11 protein-coding genes are annotated in these 18098 nt (G+C 44.9%); 3 read left to right on the top strand and 8 right to left on the bottom strand.

Translation table 11 applies throughout. The features are described from left to right. Positions 1-270: 270 nt before the first annotated feature. The gene (gene dapB, locus OZ660_RS07280; RefSeq protein WP_274743439.1) at positions 271-1074 is read right to left on the bottom strand and encodes a 4-hydroxy-tetrahydrodipicolinate reductase; all 804 of its coding nucleotides are present in this window, start codon (positions 1072-1074) and stop codon (positions 271-273) included. Positions 1075-1300: 226 nt separating this feature from the next. Here dapB and OZ660_RS07275 point away from each other — a divergent pair, with 226 nt between their 5' ends. Further along, positions 1301-1987, top strand: a complete 687-nt coding sequence (locus OZ660_RS07275; RefSeq protein WP_274743035.1) for a cytochrome b/b6 domain-containing protein — start codon at positions 1301-1303, stop codon at positions 1985-1987. Between the two features lie 4 nt (positions 1988-1991). On the opposite strand, the gene OZ660_RS07270 is transcribed toward OZ660_RS07275, so the two are convergent. From OZ660_RS07270 to grpE, 7 genes are all read right to left on the bottom strand, one after another. Next, positions 1992-3890: a propionyl-CoA synthetase gene (locus OZ660_RS07270; RefSeq protein ID WP_274743034.1), complete on the bottom strand. Its 1899-nt coding sequence runs from the start codon at positions 3888-3890 to the stop codon at positions 1992-1994. A 209-nt stretch (positions 3891-4099) separates the two neighbouring features. Continuing rightward, positions 4100-6679: an EAL domain-containing protein gene (locus OZ660_RS07265; RefSeq protein WP_274743033.1), complete on the bottom strand. Its 2580-nt coding sequence runs from the start codon at positions 6677-6679 to the stop codon at positions 4100-4102. Positions 6680-7034: 355 nt separating this feature from the next. Beyond that, complete coding sequence (locus tag OZ660_RS07260; RefSeq protein WP_274743032.1) at positions 7035-7520, bottom strand: c-type cytochrome; 486 nt, start codon at positions 7518-7520, stop codon at positions 7035-7037. 202 nt (positions 7521-7722) lie between these two features. Then, on the bottom strand, positions 7723-8541 hold the full coding sequence (locus OZ660_RS07255; protein ID WP_274743031.1) for a hypothetical protein: 819 nt from the start codon (positions 8539-8541) through the stop codon (positions 7723-7725). Positions 8542-8713: 172 nt separating this feature from the next. After that, entirely contained in the window at positions 8714-9847 is a 1134-nt protein-coding gene (dnaJ, locus tag OZ660_RS07250; RefSeq protein WP_202264805.1) for a molecular chaperone DnaJ, read from the bottom strand. Between the two features lie 198 nt (positions 9848-10045). Continuing rightward, complete coding sequence (gene dnaK / locus OZ660_RS07245; protein ID WP_274743030.1) at positions 10046-11971, bottom strand: molecular chaperone DnaK; 1926 nt, start codon at positions 11969-11971, stop codon at positions 10046-10048. 119 nt (positions 11972-12090) lie between these two features. After that, the gene (grpE, locus tag OZ660_RS07240) at positions 12091-12717 is read right to left on the bottom strand and encodes a nucleotide exchange factor GrpE (RefSeq protein WP_274743029.1); all 627 of its coding nucleotides are present in this window, start codon (positions 12715-12717) and stop codon (positions 12091-12093) included. Positions 12718-12906: 189 nt separating this feature from the next. Between grpE and OZ660_RS07235 the strand changes: the two genes are divergently transcribed. Continuing rightward, on the top strand, positions 12907-14517 hold the full coding sequence (locus tag OZ660_RS07235; protein ID WP_274743028.1) for an L-lactate permease: 1611 nt from the start codon (positions 12907-12909) through the stop codon (positions 14515-14517). 160 nt (positions 14518-14677) lie between these two features. Further along, on the top strand, positions 14678-18097 hold the full coding sequence (locus OZ660_RS07230) for a hybrid sensor histidine kinase/response regulator (protein WP_274743027.1): 3420 nt from the start codon (positions 14678-14680) through the stop codon (positions 18095-18097). Position 18098: the final 1 nt, after the last annotated feature.

Raw genomic sequence — 18098 nt, 5'->3', positions numbered from 1 at the left:
ATACATCCCGTTTTACGATCTTTGCAGCTAATAAAACCGCACTCTTCAGCCATTTTCACAGCTTCAGAATACGAAATTCTGGCAAATTCCGGCGAGTATACATCACTCATCGAAAATGGCAAATTTATTTGTAATAATTTATCAAAATAACGCTTTTATCACCTTTTTTGCTCAGAACCATCGAAAGTACGGCTTATTGCTCATTAATAGTGCAACTTTAGGTTAACTTATTCGACAACTACTCATTGCAAGCGTTATCAGCTAGAGGAGTTACACCTTTAAATTAAGTACATCCACCATGGAGTATAGACCAGGTTCCTTGCCATACAACCATTGCGCAGCATGAACAGCACCTTTCGCAAAAGTTAATCGACTTGAAGCCTTGTGCGTTATTTCTAATCGCTCACCAATGTCGGCAAAAAGCGCAGTATGCTCACCTACAATGTCCCCTGCCCTGACAGTTGCAAAGCCGATTGTCCCTTGATCGCGCTCTGGCTCTTTTCCTTCTCTACCGTATACCGCACACGTCTTTAAGTCTCTTCCTAACTCATCTGCAATAGCTTCACCAATTGCCATTGCCGTACCCGAAGGTGCGTCTTGCTTAAATCTGTGATGGGCTTCTGTAATCTCAATGTCGGCGGTATTACCTAGTACACTTGCGGCTTGGCGAACCAATGACAACATAAGATTGACGCCAACACTGTAATTAGCTGCAAAAACAATTGGGATGTGCTTAGCAGCGTCGTTTAAAGCGGCTAACTGCTCGTCGTTAAGGCCAGTTGTGCCTATCACTACAGGCATCTTATGTTTCACGCACCACGCTAGATTATTTTCGATAATCGATGGAAGCGTGAAATCAATCATTACATCGGCGTCATCTCCTGACAGCAATGAAACCGCAGTGCAATCTACCTCTTTTTTACCAATTCCTGCTAGCTCACCCACATTCATGCCAACCCAAGGCGAGTCATCTCTTACCGTAGCGACACTAAGTTCTGCGTTTTCACTTAAGTCAAGTGCCTCTATCAGCACGCGTCCCATACGCCCATTGGCGCCAAATAATCCTACTTTCATCATTATGCTTACACTTATTCATTACCTTCAAACTTGCTGGCATTGTGCCAAATACCGAGCCTAATGCAATGTGATTATGGTATTAGATATATTAATGCCGATGGTACGGGTTGGTTTGTTTGCCCGCAAGCCAACCATAAAACAAAAAGCTACCCTTTAAACCAGTTTAATAGCCCCGTATTTTAGGTAATATGGTGGTTTATTTATTGGGATCGAAGAACTTTATATGGAAAAAGTGCTTATTTGGGATTTGCCCACACGTGCATTTCACTGGTTGTTAGTAGTAAGTCTTATTGCGCAGTATGTGACGGCCGAATGGCTCGATAATGCCATTCAGTGGCATTTTTATATTGGTTATTTCACGCTATTTCTTATTACGTTTAGGGTGATGTGGGGAATAATTGGAACTGAGCACGCCAGGTTTGCCAGTTTCGTGAAAGGGCCTCGCGCGGTTTGGGGCTACGCAAAAACACTTTTTGATAAAGACTCACCAGAATCTCTCGGTCATAACCCGCTTGGTGGCTTGTTTGTTATTGTTATGTTGCTGCTAGTGGCGGTTCAAGCCATTTCAGGGTTGTATATGACCGACGATGTATTTCTCGACGGTCCCTACCGCCAGTTAGCTGATGAAGAGACGTTAGCAATAATGAGCACAATACATCACGTAGCCTTTGATGCATTGCTTTACGTTATTGGTCTGCACATCGCAGCCGTTGTGTTTTACACAATCTACAAAAAGCAAAAACTTGTACCGCCCATGATAGATGGTGCCAAAGAAACACGAGACCTCGGCATTTTTCATTCCCGTATGCGTTTGGCACTGGCTGTTGCCATAGTCGCCGCAGCAATCGTCTATGTTGCTATAGAGGTGTACCCACCAACACCAGGTGCAGGTGAGTACTATTATTACTAACTATTTATTCGGCGTTTAATACCAAACCTTTCTCTTTCATAAGCGAGGTTATTTCGCTAACGCTGGCAGGGTCGTCAATGGTAGACGGTACAGTTACCGACTCATTGGCGGCTATTTGTCTAAGTAGTTTGCGCAAAATTTTACCTGAGCGCGTTTTGGGTAATCGATTGACTACAATGGCTCTTTTGAAACTAGCAACGGGTCCAATGGTCTCTCTTACACGAGTAATCAGTTCTTTTTCCAGCTCCGCTTCATCAATATTGACACCATCTTTGAGCAATACGAGTCCCACCGGCATTTGTCCTTTAAGTGCATCGTGGATCCCAATAACACTGCATTCTGCTACGGCAGGGTGCGCTGCAAGGACTTCTTCCATTTCTCCTGTTGATAGGCGATGGCCTGCCACGTTTATGACATCGTCGGTACGTCCCATGATAAAGACAAAACCGTCTTCATCAATATAGCCGTTGTCACCTGTACTGTAGTAGCCCTCAAATTCTCGCAGGTAACCATCAACAAACCTCTCATGATCCTGCCAAATTGTCATCATGCAGCCAGGCGGTAGTGGTAATTGAATTGCGATAGCACCTTTTTCTCCCCTCTCCTGCTCTTGGGTAGCACTTTGCAGTACTTTTACATTAAAACCAGGAGTGGGAACACTCGACGAGCCCGGTTTAGTTTGCATGGCTTCAATTCCCATGGGATTTGAGCAAATTGGCCAGCCTGTTTCGGTTTGCCACCAGTGATCAATAACAGGAACGCCCACTTTCTCATGGGCCCAATAATAAGTAGGAGGATCGAGCCGTTCACCAGCCATGAACAGCGTACGTAAACTTGAAATGTTGTATTGTTCAATGAAAGAAGCTTCGGGATCTTCTTTTCGAATTGCGCGAAAAGCGGTAGGGGCTGCAAATAAGACATTGATACGGTGGGCTTCCACCATCCGCCAAAATGCCCCAGCATCGGGTGTACCCACTGGCTTGCCTTCATACATAACCGTGGTCGCACCTTTGATTAGTGGCCCATAAACAATATAAGAATGGCCCACAACCCAACCCACATCAGATGCAGCCCAGAACACGTCATTTTGGTTAATGCCGTAAATGGCCTCCATAGAATAGTTTAGGGCTACCGCGTGCCCACCATTGTCGCGTACTACCCCTTTGGGCTTTCCGGTTGTACCTGAAGTGTAGAGTACGTAAAGCGGATCAGTTGAATCAAGTTCAGTAGCCGCTACGGCCTCGCTTGTAGACATAAGATAATCCCAATCGTGGTCGTATCCCGTATCGAGTTTAGCTTTGTGCTGAGGGCGCTGAAAAAGAATGCATCCATTTGGCTTATGTGTCGCTAACTGAATTGCTTCATCAACAAGTGGTTTGTAAGGCAGTAATTTCTTGCCTTCAATACCACAAGAAGCCGTAACAATGAGTTTTGGCGTAGCATCATCAATTCGAACAGCCAGTTCATTTGATGCGAATCCACCAAATACAACTGAATGAATGGCCCCTATTCGGGCACAAGCCAGCATTGCAATTGCTGCTTGTGGGATCATAGGCATATAAATAATAACTCTATCACCTTTGCCCACATTAAGCCTTGTTAAGGCCCCCGCAAATGTTGCCACCTCATTTAAGAGCGCTTCGTAGGTATAATGTGCAACTGTGTTTGTCACTGGCGAGTCGTAGATAAGTGCGGTCTTGTCACCGCGCCCTTCCTTAACGTGATGATCGAGTGCCAGATAGCTGGTATTAAGCTTGCCGCCCTTAAACCAATCAAAATAGCCATTTGAAGACGATGTGCAGCCTTTTTGTGGTTTGCTGAACCACGCTAGCGCACCAGACTTTTCTAACCAGAAGTCATCAGATGAATTGGTAGAGGCAAGGTATTCATTTTTATAGTTCATAACCATATCCATTGTAGGGTTTACTGAAACACTACAACGGATCGTTCAATACTGCTTATAAGACTTCAGGCTTATAGTCGACAAACCATTGAAAAAAATGAAAATTAATTGATTACTTTTACGAAAACAGTCGTTAAAAACACTTCGCTAATACTTCACTTCATTTGTCTTAAGAAAACGTGATTCACACTAGCCGCGCAATGAAAGGGTCATTGTGGTGTTGAGAACTGAAACTTATCTTTCCACTGTGAAACGCCCATGGGCTTATCAAGAAAGTAGCCTTGAAACGCGATGCAGCCACATTGTTTTGCATGGCTAAGTTGTTCTTCATTCTCTACACCTGACGCCACTACGTTTAGGCGCAAAGATCGTGCGAGATAACAAAAGTGCTTTACTGCCAACCGATCAGATGTAGAGCTTGCCAAATTAGCTATAAACTTTTTGTGTACTTTAATTTCTGTTAGCGGCAACGTCTGCAGTATATTGAAGTTAGTATTTGCGGTACCAAAATTGTCGATGGAAACAAGAAAGCCTAAATTGACTAATTCATATACTCTGGCTTGTATGGTGTTAACGCTGTCAACTAAAGCACTTTCTCTTAGCTCTAAAGAGAGTAAATTACGAGGCAATTTCCATTTATCAACGATTGCAATGAACTTACAAATGAAGTCACCCCGCGCCAGATGTCGCGCGCTTAAATTGAGCGATAGTAGTGTAGGCGCGCCATTCTCAATACACTCACTGAGTAGTTCACACGCCGCATTACACACCCATAAATCGAGGTCGGCGATGTAGTCGCACTCTTCGGCAACAGTAATGAAGTCTTGTGGAAACATCACGCCTAATTGTGGATGTTTCCACCTCACCAATACTTCTGACTTAGTAAGCTTTCGATCGTCATTGTATTGCGGTTGAAGTTCAATAAAAAACTCGCCTTGTGCCAGTGCGCGGTTAAAGGAATGCTTTATGTAGTTGTGGCGCTCAACGTCAAGGTTATTAACACGACAATATTCAGCTGAAATAACACAGTCCTTGAGGGGAAGGTAGCGTCTATCTGGTCTGTCGCATAACAAGTCAAACAACTTCCTACTGGATAAATGTCGGTATAATAAAATGCAACTTGATAATTGGGCATGCACTTTCAATAGGTCATTGTGCATATTGACTGGCAGCAAAACATGTTCCTGCAAGAGCATATAGGCTGTATCAATTGCTTTTGCTGCCTCTTCTTCCGAATGAAAAAATGCCTTTATAAACAGATAAAATGTGCTGCCTTCGGCCTTACATAACAGATAATCTTGACTCGGATTATTTTCAAAAACGCGATGGAGACGCTGTGCAAATACCCGCAGTATGTATCCCACGGTTGGCTGTCCGTATGCGCGCTCATATTCTTCGGTATTTTTCACTGACACCCGTAAGCAGGCACAATGAGACTTAAGTTGCTCAGATGAAGGGTTTAATTCATTAATATAGTGAGTAAGTAAATGGGTGTTTTGTAAACCCGTTACACTTTCTCTAAACGCTAACTCTTTTAAATGCTCCAATTGGTGAATGTGAGTCGTAGCGTCGCTAATGGTTGCTATTGAAATATTCTGGTTATGAATAGTGTTTTGGACCACTCGTATCTCACAGGCTATTCGCCGACCACTTTTATGACGTATTGCCTCAATTGAACCGCAGTTTGGCAAACATTGTTGCTCGTCTGTGGCATTCGCAAGAAGTATTGAGCGTTGTTGTGCATCTTTGCGATAAGTGATCAGCAACCTCACATCTTGCCCAATCAAATCCTCAGGCTTGAACCCGAGCATGGTATCTACGCGATTGTTTACAGACAAAATTGTGCCCGATTTATCAAAACTCATCACTACGACCTGAGCACTATTTAAAAGCGTAGCCATATATTCTGTAAAGTTCTGCTGAGATTCAGACAACCTCTGAACATCAGAGTCGTCTTGAATTGCGCCATACAGACGTGAAACTCTTCCTCGTTGTGCTCTTTCAGTTGAGTACTGCAAATGCGTAGTAAGCTTAACACTTTTGCGCTGACCTTTTGCATTAACAAAATCGAAGTAATGCACAAACGATTTATCTCGCCTAATCGCTTTGTGTAATAGTTTGCGCAACTGCTGACGCGTATCACTATCAAAAAAGTCGAATGCACGTCTTATGTTAATTTTCGACAAATGCTCTAGTCCTAACAACTCCTTAGTCACTGAAGTGGCCGTTAACACGCCAGAGAGTCGGTCTACCTCCCACGCCCCCACTTTAGACAGTGTACTAACTTCTTCTAATAAATTAATCTGGGTTTCTAAACGCTCAGAGTAAGGATGTTGCGACAATTGATAATGAAGGCCTATTTCAACTTTTTGTCGAGCAATATCGACGTAATCTTGCTGTTGTGCGGTAAGAAATGGCGTTTTGAAGAAAGAAAGTAACACACCCACAACTTCATTTTGAAGGTTGCTAATTGATGCGATGACGATAAAGCCATCTGAGAATTGCTGTAACGCCGACGGTAGTGCAAAATCGCATGCGGAGATTGGCGCACTGAGTGTGGTCATTGATACCATTAAACTGACATGCATTGGACATTTAATAACATCGCCTTCTAAAAAAGCATATTCGCTGTCTGTTTCAATGATAGTTGCATTTCCGTTATGTGGGTTGATAGACGCAAACAATACACAACGAGCGTCGGCTCGCTGCTTAGTATTATCAAGAAGCTTGTTGAACTGTTGTTGTGAACATTGAATGTTCATCAACATGCGTTTACTGCGTAAATCCATCTATGCCAACCTTTCGAATACTTGCTTATGTTGTAGCAAAACATTCGGCGTAGTACAGCATCCGGAAAAAAAACACTTGCGGGCTATAGGCTACAAGCGAATAGGAAAAGAAACGCCATCGAATACATTAAAACATTACTGAAAAACTGTTCGATATTCCAGCAATAATGAAAACAATATTCATTTCACTTAATAAATAAAAGAGTAAACGTGCGAACGTTGAGAGACGCAATAATCACTACAGCATTGTACGAACGCTATTAGACTAAAATAGGAATTTGAGTAAAGTGAGTAAGGCTAATGAGCAAAAAAGGCGCCTTAGTTATTTTTCGTAAGTCGCCTTTTATACAGAGAGTTAGTCTTTTTTATAATCGTCGTGGCACGATTTGCAGCTTGCACCTATTTTTCCGATGGCACCACGATAAGCACTCTCATCGCCCGCTTTTACGGCTGCTTGTAGACCTTGTGAGGCTGTTTTCAATGCCATTATCTTCGTTTCCACATCCGAAAAACTTTCCCAAATTTCGTCTTTCGCGCCTGTTTCCACATCAAATTTTCTTGTATCAACAGCGAGGTAATCTCCCATCATGTCAGCCAATTGCTCTAGGCGCACCGCATTGGTCTGCATTACGCTTTCATCGAACGGCAAGGCCCCTTTGGCCATGCCGCCAAGCGGCCCCATGTTACTTCTAACCAGCTGAAACATCGCTTGACGATATTGCGTAGCTGCCTTCGCGTGTTTTGCCGAAGAAGCTTCGGTTACTCCACTTGCAACTACGGTACTTGAAATTAGTGTTGCCGCAGAAGCAGCGGCTACCATTAGTTTTGAAAAACGTCTCATGCCTGTTCCCTTTAGGTTTATTTTTCACTTGGTTACGGTTCGCTTTAAAAAACGAAACTCGTTAATAATATTCTTTCATCGTGACTAAGTTTTTTGTTTAGCACAAGCGCTAATGTGCAATGCTGAGATGAAAGCACGGGTAAATCAGGACAATGGGTGTTAAACATTAGTCAATTCAGCCCACAGCCAAACCAAGCCGATATTACGAACAAGAGACTTCAGCCTGCATCATTGCCTCATCGCCGTTAAAGGCTACTCTGCATTGTGGTCTCATACTCGAATCCATTGATTCGAAAAACGTTCTCACTGCATCCATGAAGCCGTTCAGTACTCTGGTTGGAAAACTCGCTTTAAACGTTAACTCAGAACCACTATGATCACTTTTATTTCCTTTTGCTGCAAAATCAGCACTCACGCTCTGGGTACCATCGGCGGCATAAATTAAATATGAGGGTTCACCAGAAGGTTTGGTAACTAAAATAAAACCATCCCTATTGTTTTCGGAATTAAACCTTTCCCACATATCCGACGCTACTTTTGCAATACTGGTTTCTGACTGTCCATTTTCAATCACCGATGACCAGCGCTGTCCTGCGTCGTTCGTTACTGGCTCGGTGACACTCATGCCGTTAATTTTAACATAGCGCGAGGAGAAGCCGCCGCTGTTGGCCGCTGATTCCATACCCACCTTAATGCTATCTATAAAGGCCTTCGCACTCGAAATAGCCGTACTGGATTTCACCACTATATTGTAGTGTTCGAATTTAATTTCATCGCCACGGTGCACAATGATATCGGTATTAAATGAGACGTCGTCGCCATTTGGCTGTTTGAAGCTGGTGGTTAGTGTAAGGTACTCAAATTCGTATTTAACGCAGTATTGCATTTGGCTAGTTTCAAAGTTGTCGACACATCTATCGCCCACCTTGCCAAATCTTGCGCTGTAGTGTGAAAAAAAGATTGCACCACCAACCACTACAAGTAGTAAAAAGATGCCGATATAAAATAGTAACTTCGCCACTGCAAAATCCTTCTCGGGTATGAATTATCCGTAATTACCGTATTACAGTATCAAAAAAAGATTTTACTTTAAACGCGCTAGGAATAGCGCAATGGATGGAATGTTTCAAGAGAAAGCGTTGGCCAGCGAAATGGAAACGCATTACGCTGGCCGAAGAGTAAGCTGGTGAGACTTAGTTAGTTAAGTCGTCAAAGAACTTCTTCACACCGTCAAAGAAGCCTTGCGCTTTCGGGCTGTGCTTACCAGATGCCTTGCCAACCGAGTCTTCAAGCTCTTGTAGCAATTCTTTTTGGCGTGCAGATAGATTTACTGGTGTTTCCACCACAACCTTACACATCAAGTCGCCCATTGCACCACTGCGTACTGACTTAACGCCTTTACCGCGCAAGCGGAACATACGGCCGGTTTGCGTTTCTGGGCTAATTTTAAGCTTAACTTTGCCATCAAGTGTTGGCACTTCTAGCTCACCACCCAGTGCAGCGGTCGTAAAGCTTAGCGGTACTTCACAGTACAGGTTGTTTCCATCGCGCTGGAAAATATCGTGGTCGCGCACGTGCACTTGAACGTAAAGGTCTCCTGCTGGTGCACCGTTTTCGCCGGCTTCACCTTCGCCTGAAAGACGGATACGATCGCCTGTGTCAACGCCCGCTGGAATCTTAACATTAAGGGTTTTGGTTTTCTCTTTGCGACCGTGACCGTGACAGCTGTCACACGGGTCTTCAATGATCTTACCTTTACCAGAACATGTTGGACATGTCTGTTGCACTGCAAAGAAGCCCTGACGCATTTGCACTTGCCCGTTACCATGACAGGTTGGACAGGTTTTTGGCGATGAACCTTTCTTCGCACCAGAGCCATCACATACATCACATTCGACAAGGGTTGGTACGCGTATATCTACGCTCTTGCCACGCACAGCTTCCTCTAGCGACAACTCCAAGTTGTAGCGAAGATCTGAGCCTTGACGGGCACGAGACTGACGGCCACCACGACCGCCACCACCGAAGATATCACCAAATACATCACCGAAAATATCACCAAAGTCAGCACCGCCGCCGAAGCCGCCGCCACCACGATTTGGATCAACGCCTGCGTGACCATACTGGTCATAAGCGGCACGTTTTTGCGAATCTGACAGAATTTCGTAGGCTTCCTGGATTTCTTTAAACTTATCTTCCAGTGCTTTATCGCCTTGCGTACGATCAGGGTGATACTTCATCGCCAGCTTTTTATACGCTTTTTTGATTTCGCGTTCGCCTGCGCTCTTATCTACCCCGAGTACTTCGTAGTAGTCACGTTTCGACATATCGTTCACTTATCCTACTTTTTTGTCGATAAGCGTTTAACGCCCATCGAATCTACATCTGACTGTTGTGAAAATAACCTGACCTTTTAACTAAATGTTCCAAGTCATTTACACAACAAAGGCGCAACAAGAATTTCCTGCTGCGCCTGAACTGCTAAAAACAGCCCACTCACTATACCGTGGGCCTTTCGCAACAGCTTATTTTTTATCGTCGTCTTTCACTTCTTCGAACTCAGCGTCAACAACGTCGTCATCTGCTTTACCAGACGCTTGTTGCTCTGCACCTTCAGCGCCGCCAGCGGCCGCTTGTTGTGCTTGCGCTGCTTCCATCAGCTTGCTAGACGCTTGAATAAGTTCTTGCGTTTTCGCTTCGATTTCCGCTTTGTCTTCGCCTTTAGACGCTGTTTCAAGAGCAGTAAGCGCTTCTTCGATTGGCGCTTTGTCTTCAGCACTTAGTGCATCGCCCACTTCTTCAAGCTGCTTACGCGTAGCGTGGATCATGCCATCTGCTTGGTTACGCGCTTGAATTAGCTCTTCAAACTTCGCATCAGCTTCTTTGTTCGCTTCTGCGTCTGCTACCATTTTTTCTACTTCTTCATCACTTAGGCCTGAAGAAGCTTTGATAGTGATCTTCTGCTCTTTACCTGTGTCTTTGTCTTTCGCAGACACGTGTAAGATACCATCAGCATCAAGGTCGAATGTTACTTCGATTTGCGGCACACCGCGCGCTGCTGGACGAATGCCTTCAAGGTTGAACTGACCAAGAGACTTGTTGCCGCTTGACTGCTTACGCTCACCTTGTAGTACGTGTACTGTTACCGCAGACTGGTTATCTTCCGCTGTCGAGAACGTTTGCGACTTCTTAGTAGGGATAGTCGTGTTCTTCTCAATAAGCGCAGTCATCACACCACCCATTGTCTCGATACCTAGAGACAGAGGCGTAACGTCTAGAAGTAGTACGTCTTTAACGTCACCAGAAAGTACACCACCTTGAATTGCCGCACCTACTGCTACTGCTTCATCAGGGTTAACGTCTTTACGTGGCTCTTTACCAAAGAACTCAGTCACATACTTCTGCACAAGTGGCATACGTGTTTGACCACCAACTAGGATGATGTCGTTGATGTCGCCAACAGAAAGATCCGAATCAGCTAGTGCCTGCTTAAGCGGCTCAAGTGAATTCTTAACTAGGTCTTCAACCAAAGACTCAAGTTTTGCACGAGTAAGCTTAATCGCTAAGTGCTTAGGACCTGTTGCATCAGCAGTGATGTAAGGCAGGTTAACTTCTGTCTGTTGTGAAGAAGAAAGTTCGATTTTGGCTTTCTCGCCCGCTTCTTTAAGACGCTGCATAGCTAGCGGATCTTTACGAAGGTCGATGCCTTGATCTTTCTTGAACTCTTCAACTAGGTAGTTGATAACACGGTTATCGAAGTCTTCACCACCAAGGTGTGTGTCACCGTTAGTCGCTAGTACTTCAAACGTGTGCTCGCCATCTACTTCATCAATTTCGATGATAGAGATATCAAATGTACCACCACCTAAGTCGTATACCGCAACAACGTTGTCGCCTTGCTTCTTGTCCATGCCGTATGCAAGAGCAGCAGCAGTTGGCTCGTTGATAATACGCTTAACTTCAAGACCTGCGATACGACCCGCATCTTTTGTCGCTTGACGCTGAGAGTCGTTGAAGTATGCAGGAACAGTGATAACTGCGCCTGTTACTGGCTCGCCAAGATAATCTTCAGCGGTCTTCTTCATTTTCTTAAGTACTTCGGCAGAAATCTGCGGTGGCGCCATTTTCTCGCCTTTCGCTTCTACCCATGCATCACCGTTATCAGCGCCTACAATTTTAAAAGGCATGATGTCGATGTCACGTTGTACTTCTTTGTCTTGGAAGCGACGACCAATTAGACGCTTGATAGCGAATAAAGTGTTTTCAGGGTTTGTTACCGCCTGACGCTTCGCTGATTGACCTACAAGTGTTTCACCATCGTTTGTGTAAGCGATGATTGAAGGAGTTGTACGGTCGCCTTCCGCGTTTTCAATTACGCGAGGTTTGTCGCCGTCTAGAACTGCGACACATGAATTCGTTGTACCTAAGTCGATACCAATGATTCTACCCATTTCGTGTCTCCGAAAAAGTTTCTTAATTCTGTACTTTTAGTGGGGTTATTCCCCAATCTTTTCAATAGTTGTCAGTAAAAAAACTGACATTTTTGTGTGTTTATCGCAAAAAGCGTGACTTACGCTTGCGTGTCCACACCACCACTTGGCGCACGCGATACCATAACCATGGCAGGGCGTAACAAGCGGCCGTTAATTTGATAACCTTTTTGCATAACCGCCATCACCGTATTTGGCTCGTGGTCTGCACTTTCTTGCATCGACATTGCCTGATGCAAATCAGGGTTGAAGGTTTCGCCCTGCGGATCAATAAGGCTTAATCCGAATTTCTCAATAGTGCTAAGGAAAGTTTTGTGGGTCATTTCCACACCTTCCAACAAAGGCTTCACAGCTTCGTTCTCAGCATCGGTCATTTCGATAGCACGCTCTAGGTTATCGATAACCGGAAGGAGTTCGCCAGCAAAGCGTTCTAGCGCAAACTTACGCGCTTTTTCTACTTCGCCTTCCGCACGACGACGGGCATTTTCAGCGTCGGCTCTGGCACGAAGTACACTGTCTTGCTGCTCTTTTACTGTGGCTTGCGCCTCAGACAATGCAGTTTCTAGCTCGTAAATACGCTGTGCGTTTTCATCAAGCGGTGCGTCAGCACCCTCAACCGCATCTGCGTCAACCTGCGCATCCGCCGCTTGCACAGTTTCATCTACTGTATTTTCTTGTTCTGCCTGCACGTCGCGATTATCGCTCATGCCTACCTCCAAACGTTTTTCTAATTAGGCATTGACCAAAAACTACGATGAGTTTCTGGAAATTATTCTGTTGCGCTTATTAATGGGGCTAGTTTTGGGGCGATCAAGGGTATCCACATTATTTTTGTGGATGAATTTTAAAAAACCTCGCCCTATTATTATTTCATGCAATTTTGTTAAGGAATAACAATGCCTTCTTCGTTGCTTCTACTGTGTGCCTACTTCCCTGTAGCATTCCTTATCTACCTGATGGTAAAGAAAAAAAGTTTACCGGCAAGCGTGGCACTTCCTCTATCAGCCGCCACTGTCTATCTGCTTTGTCTATTTGTTTTTCCTTTCACTTCGCTACAGGTACACGCCAATGTAATATTAGGAGGCTTACTCTCACTGACACCTGTACTAATTATTGGTAGCGCTATTTTTCTTTTTAAGGTGCTCGATAGTACTGGCGCAATGGAAGTAATAAAGTCGCACCTCAACAACGTTTCGACTAACCCCGTGGCACAACTTGTTATCGTTGGGTGGGCGTTTCCCTTCTTAATTGAAGGTGCAAGTGGTTTTGGCACCCCCGCGGCCCTTGCCGCCCCTATTCTTGTGGGTATTGGCTACGCTCCGCTTCGTGTTGCTGTACTCGTTTTGGTCATGAACTCAGTACCTGTCTCATTTGGTGCCGTTGGCACACCAACATGGTTTGGCTTTGCACCTTTAGCGCTATCTGAAGATGTGCAGCTCACCGTTGGCAAGCTATCAGCGCTTATTCATTTAGTATGTAGTTTTGTTATCCCTTTTATCGCGCTTAAATGTGTGCTTAGCTGGCAACAGATAAAAGCAAATGCTTTGTATGTATTGTTGTGTATCACCGCCACCATGCTTCCTTTCGTTGCCGTTTCTTTTTTTAGTTATGAGTTCCCTTCGCTTATCGGCGGTCTTATTGGGCTTGCGGCATCAATTATGTTTGCCAAAAGAGGTGTAGGGTTGGAAAAGGCGGCAACATCTTCTGCTGATTCTGCTAACGCCTCCAATATTCCTTTGATGAGGCTTGCAAAAGCCAGTTTTCCGATTTGGGGAACTATTTTGGTATTAATTGTCACTCGTCTACCATTTCTGCCCTTTAAATCATGGCTATCCTCTCCCCACCCAATGGTCAGCTTTTCAATTGAAAATATAGGGCGATTTACTATAGGCCATTCAGGTGTAATAAGCTGGGAAGCTATCTTAAACACGCAAACAGAGTGGAGCTTATCACTCCTCTACATTCCGGCGATTTTGCCATTTTGGCTTGTGTCCTTTGCGATGCTCGCTATCTGTAAAAGCAGCATTTCAGAGGTATCTCAGGTGGTGAGTAACACCGTCTCGCAAATGAAAAAGCCGCTTTTTGCACTCACTGGGGCACTTATATTTGTGACCTTGATGATGATGGGTGAAAAAAGCGCACCGGTGTACCTGATAGGTAATAATCTCGCTAATACGTTTGGTGGCGCGTGGCTTTTCTTCGCGCCTTTTTTGGGAGCGTTGGGTTCCTTTTTTTCTGGCTCTGCAACAATTTCAAATTTAACGTTTGGCGCTATACAGACCGAAGTAGCCAGCCGTACGGACTTTCACCTCACACTTGTCCTTGCACTTCAATCCGTCGGCGCAGCATTGGGTAACATGGTATGTATCAACAACATTGTTGCTGTAGCAAGTGTACTAGGGTTACACAATGCGGAAGGCCAGATCCTGCGAAAAACGGTCTTGCCTATGTTGGTCTATGCGGTTTTGGCAGGAGTCGTCGCGACGTTTCTGTGGATAGTGATATAGCACTAAGAAAACGGTGCCTCTTTTAAAGCTCAACTGCCGCCCAACAGCACTAGAGTACGGTATAAAACCATACACAATTAAACGACGACTTGTAAAAAGCGTGTTAATGTAAACACCGTGCTCGAGATTAACTGAGCTGTTGTTTTTTCACGGATTTCTTATGTTAAGTATTTGGACAGTAGGCACCCTTGTTGGCGTGTACTTGTTTGCGCTTTTTGCCGTCGCGTTTTGGGGCGATAAGCGCCTGCGCGATAATCAGCAACATCCCATCCTTTACAGTCTAGGTCTTGGTGTACACTGCACTTCTTGGGCTTTTTTCGGCACAACGTCACAAGCGGCGCAATACGGTTGGGCAATTATTCCCACCTACATGGGGATCATCTTAACCATGGCATTTGCGTTTCCGGTTGTTTTGCATATTAGCCGCTTATGCCAACAACATAATATTAGTTCGCTGGCCGATCTTATCTCGCTGAAATACCGGCACTCTCACTTAATTGCGGCCTTCGTTACGTTGTTATGTTTTGTTGGGGTTATCCCTTACATTGCGCTTCAGCTTGATGCTATCACAAAGTCCATTAGCCTTATTACAGGCGATCAACAATCAAGTAACCCTCAAGTAAGTATTTATGTGGCAGGCCTAATGGCGCTTTTTGCCATCATATTTGGTACCCGCTCTTTGAACCTTACCGACAAGCACCCCGGGCTATTGCTGACTATTGCCTTCGAATCTTTGATTAAGTTACTCGCCCTGTGGGCAGTTGGTATTTTCGTGTGTTTCTCTCTTTTTGACGGCGTGCTTGATCTCGTGGCAAAGGCCTCGTCTAACGACGCAGCCAGAGAAGTCATTTACGCAGATAGTGCACCCTGGGTGTATTTGTCACACGTTTTATTGGGTATTTGCTCTATGTTTGTGCTGCCCCGCCAATTTCATATGAATTTTGTCGAGCACAATGGTGAGGGTGAACTACGTACTGCAAGATGGCTGTTCCCGCTTTATTTATTGGGTATGACGCTATTTCTCATTCCAATTGCATTGGCGGGCAAAATGCTGCTGCCAGCAAGTATCAATTCTGACGCTTACGTATTGGCCTTGCCTCTCCAAGCGGACAACATCGCCGTCTCTTCATTTGCATTTATCGGTGGACTATCGGCAACCACCAGCATGGTCATCGTAGCCACATTGGCCATGGGAATTATGATTTCAAACAACGTCGTTACGCCGCTGTGGTTAAAGGCTCGGTTAAAAACAGCCTCTGGTCACTCTATGCAGCCAAACCAGATATTGACCATACGGCGGCTAACCGTGTTGGTGGTATTAAGTATCGCGCTGTGGTATCACCTTAACATCAGTCAAGCCGCTCCGCTTGTTAAAAGCGGCGTGCTGGCCATCGCGCTGTTAGGCCAATGCCTGCCTGTTCTTATGTTTGGCCTGTATTGGAAAAAAAGTACCCGCGCTGCCGCTTTACTTGCGCTACTCGCAGGCTTTATTTGTTGGTGTACTTTTCTACTCTACCCAAGTTTATTATCCAGTTATTACTTTAACCCGCCTCCTACTGACGAAGCCTTAGGCCTTGGGTTTGGCTATTCGTTGTTGGCCAATTGCGCTACCTTTATTGTTGTTGCGCTGGCAACACACGCTAAGGCGTCCTTGCCTGACGAAGGTAACGCTCAGCATGCTACTGCACCGAGGTTTATGGTAAAAGTGAAAGATTTGATGTCGCTTACCGAACGGGTGCTTGATGTTGATGCACAGCAAAAACTAACGCAACAATTATCGGTAGATGTGGATCGCGCCTTTGCCGGAGGTTACGCCAGTCACGCACTTATAGAACGCGTTGATAAATTGCTTGCCGCACAAGTAGGTGCGCCGAGTGCCCGTATTTTACTTGGGGCCGTTGCTGACACCGGCAGTGACGCACTACCTGAGTTAGTGGATTGGGTTGAAGAAGCTTCTCAATCATTTCAGTTTAACCACGAAGTACTGCAGTCCTCAGTGCAAAATATCGAGCAAGGGATCAGTGTGCTTGATGAGAAACTTCAACTTCTGGCCTGGAACGATAGATATATCGAGCTTTTCAACTACCCGAAGGGCTTTTTAAAAGCCGGCATGCCCATTACCGATATTCTTAATTACAATGCTCAGCGCGGCCTTTTTAGTGCCTCATTGCAAAGCCAAACGCCCTCACAAGCAATTCAAGACGAAATAAATAAGCGCGTCGACTTTATGCTTAATGGAAGCCGTCATAAATTTATTCGAAAGCAACCTGATGGCAGAGTGATAGAGCTAAACGGTGCTCCACTTCCAGGTGGCGGCTACGTGACTACTTACAGTGACATAACCGAATATATTGCGATTCAAAAGGCGTTAGAAACAGCGAAATCAGAGTTAGAAGCTCGCGTTGTAAAGCGCACCGCAGAACTCGAAGAAGCCAAACGCCAAGCGGTGCAAGCCAATGACAGTAAAACAAAGTTTCTTGCTGCTGCGGGGCACGATCTTATGCAGCCGTTCAATGCCGCGACCTTATTTGCATCTATGTTAAGCAAAAAAACAGCGGGCGGTGAACTGTCTAGCTTATCTGAAGGCGTGGTCAACTCATTGAATAACGCGCAAAGCCTGCTGACCATGCTTCTTGATATGACGAAGCTAGATGCGGGCGTATTAAAGGCCCAAAAATCCATATTCTCATTAGATGAAATGCTTTCTTCGTTGGTTCAAGAGTTCACCATAATCGCACATCAAAAAGGCATAGCGCTTCGCTATGTGCCCACAAAAGTATTCGTTTACAGTGATAAGAACCTACTTAGAAGAGTATTACAAAACCTGCTTTCAAATGCGGTTCGTTATACGCATACAGGTAAAGTATTAGTGGGTGTCAGAAGAATACTGGATGCTGAAGATATAAAAGTGGTGGTGTATGATACTGGTAGCGGTATTGCCGCGCATCAGCAGCAAGATATCTTTAGCGAGTTTCATCAGTTAGAAAATCATAATAGCAGTGAAGGTATTGGTTTAGGGCTCACTATTGTAGATAGAATATGTCGCCTGTTAGCGCATCGTATCACGCTTAAATCCGAGCTGGATAAAGGGAGCAGTTTCTCTGTGCACGTTCCACTGGCTAATCAAAATTCGGCTAGCAGCCAGACACATTTATCTAAACAAAGTGTGAAGCAGCGTGACGAAGATGCAGCAAGTTCGCTTTCAAGCCACCATGCATTTTTAACCAACCGAACAATATTGCTGATCGAAAACGACGAGCAGGTTGCCAGTGCAATGCAATCACTTTTAGGTGATTGGGGAGCCAGCGTGACATGGATAAAAGGGGTAAAAGATAAGCAGCCCGAAAAATTGCACTTTGATGTTTTGCTTGCTGACTACCATCTCAACGCGGGAGAAACAGGTACAGCATGCGTAAATGCGCTTCAACAACAAGGTGTGTCTTTTGATGTCACCTTACTGATCACCGCTAACCGCAGCAACGAAATTAGAGAAGAAGCCGCATCGTTAGGAATGGCGTATTTACCAAAACCTGTTAAGCCAGCCGCGCTCAAACGTCTTTTGAAACAAGGTTTGGGTTAGA

Origin of the sequence: Alteromonas sp. 009811495 (genome assembly GCF_028865455.1) — a bacterium.
Classification (GTDB): Bacteria; Pseudomonadota; Gammaproteobacteria; order Enterobacterales; family Alteromonadaceae; genus Alteromonas.
This window is presented reverse-complemented; position numbering and strand designations above follow the sequence as displayed.